The organism is Rhodoplanes roseus (genome assembly GCF_003258865.1).
Classification (GTDB): domain Bacteria; phylum Pseudomonadota; class Alphaproteobacteria; order Rhizobiales; family Xanthobacteraceae; genus Rhodoplanes; species Rhodoplanes roseus.
The window spans coordinates 1-1,838 of sequence record NZ_NPEX01000535.1; the positions used below are offsets into that span (position 1 = coordinate 1).

At 70.3% G+C, this 1,838-nt stretch carries 2 protein-coding genes; both read left to right on the forward strand.

The features are described 5' to 3' along the window. The first annotated feature begins 163 nt into the window (after window positions 1–163). Window positions 164–952: an ABC transporter ATP-binding protein gene (locus CH341_RS31045; protein ID WP_111423517.1), complete on the forward strand. Its 789-nt coding sequence runs from the start codon at window positions 164–166 to the stop codon at window positions 950–952. Then, window positions 939–1,640, forward strand: coding sequence for an ABC transporter ATP-binding protein (locus tag CH341_RS31050; protein WP_111423519.1), 702 nt, complete (start codon window positions 939–941; stop codon window positions 1,638–1,640). Before CH341_RS31045 ends, CH341_RS31050 begins: the two co-directional genes overlap by 14 nt. The last annotated feature ends 198 nt before the right edge of the window (window positions 1,641–1,838 follow it).

Here is a 1,838-nt window from a genome sequence, read left to right on the forward strand (position 1 = left end):
GCGCCGTCGTCGGCGCCGCCTTCCTGGTGGTGCTGCCGCAGGCGCTCACCGCGCTGCAGGAATACGAGCAGGCCGTGCTCGGGCTGCTGATCATGGTGTTCATGATCGCGCTGCCGGCCGGCATCGTGCCGTCGCTGCGCCGCCTGGTGCTGGAGCGCGCCGCATGACCATCCTGAAGGTCGTGGATCTCGGCATCACGTTCGGCGGCCTGCGCGCCGTCGACGGCGTGTCGTTTTCCGTGTCGCTCGGCGAGGTGTTCTCCATCATCGGGCCGAACGGCGCCGGCAAGACCACGCTGTTCAACCTGGTCACCGGCATCTACCGGCCAGGGCGCGGGACCATCATGCTGGCCGGCGAGAACGTCACCCGGCTCGCGCCGCATCTCCTGGTGCGGCGCGGCATGGCACGGACGTTCCAGAACCTGCAGATCTTCTTCCGCATGACGGCGCTGGAGAACGTGATGGTGGGCAACCATCTGGCCGAGCGCACCTCGTTCCTGGCCGATCTCCTGTCGCTGCCCTCGGTGGCGCGGCAGAATCGTCGCACGCGCACCCGCGCGCTGGAGCTGCTGGAGCGCGTCGGCCTCGCCCATCACGCCGAGACGACGGCCGGCGATCTGCCCTATGGCGTGCTCAAGCGCCTGGAGATCGCCCGCGCGCTCGCGGCCGATCCGAAGGTGCTGCTGCTCGACGAGCCCGCCGCCGGCTGCAACGCGGTGGAGACCGAGGCGATCGACCGGCTGATCGGCCAGATCGCCAAGGACGGCGTCGCCGTGGTGCTGATCGAGCACGACATGAAGCTGGTGATGAAGATTTCCGATCGCGTGCTGGTGCTGGCGCACGGCAAGCGGCTCGCCGAGGGGCCGCCGCGCCAGGTGCGCAGCGATCCCGCCGTCATCGCCGCCTATCTGGGCGAGCACGGCGCCAGGGAGGCCGATCGTGCTCACGGTTGACGGGCTCTCCTCGGCCTATGGCCGCATCGAGGTGCTGCACGGCGTGTCGCTCGACGTGGCGGCCGGCGAGATCGTCGCGCTGGTCGGCTCTAACGGCGCCGGCAAAACGACGCTGCTGCGCACCCTCTCCGGTGTGCAGCCGGCGACCGGCGGCCGCATCGTGTTCGAGGGCGAGGACATCCAGCGCCTGCCGTCGCACGCCCGCGTGGTGCGCGGCATCGCCCAGTCGCCCGAGGGCCGCCAGGTGTTCGGGCCGCTCTCGGTCGAGGACAATCTGCGGCTCGGCGCGTTCCGCTGCCACGACGGCACCGTGAAGGGCCGCCTCGATGCGATCTATGCGATGTTCCCGGTGCTTCACGAGCGGCGCCGGACCGCGGCCTCCAGCCTCTCGGGGGGCCAGCAGCAGATGCTCGCCATCGGCCGCGCCCTGATGGCGCAACCCAAGCTCCTGCTGCTCGACGAGCCCTCGCTCGGGCTGGCGCCGCTGCTGGTCGACCAGATCCTGGCCGCCGTGGTGGATCTCAAGCGGCGCGGCATCACGGTGCTGCTGGTCGAGCAGAACGCCTCCGCCGCACTCGCCATCGCCGATCGCGGCTACGTGCTGGAGGTCGGCCACGTCGTCCACGAAGGCCCCGGCGCGGCGCTGCTGCAGGACCCCAAGGTGCGGGCGGCGTATCTCGGGGTGTGAGGCAGACGTCCGGTCCCCGCATTGCGCTCCGCTTCATGCGGGCTACGAGCCCGCACCATTGTAGCCCGCATGGAGCGGAGAGACTGGGCAAGAATCGGCGGCTGCAGCTGATGTAGGATTCGTGGCATGACGAATCGCCCGTTCAAGACCGGCGCGAGCCGGGCGCAGTCCTGTCTTCTGCCGCCGAGCGTGGAGGAC

Bases quoted from the DNA above. Each gene is read 5' to 3' on its own strand.
- CH341_RS31045 (WP_111423517.1), top strand. From the start codon at position 164: ATGACCATCCTGAAGGTCGTGGATCTCGGCATCACGTTCGGCGGCCTG.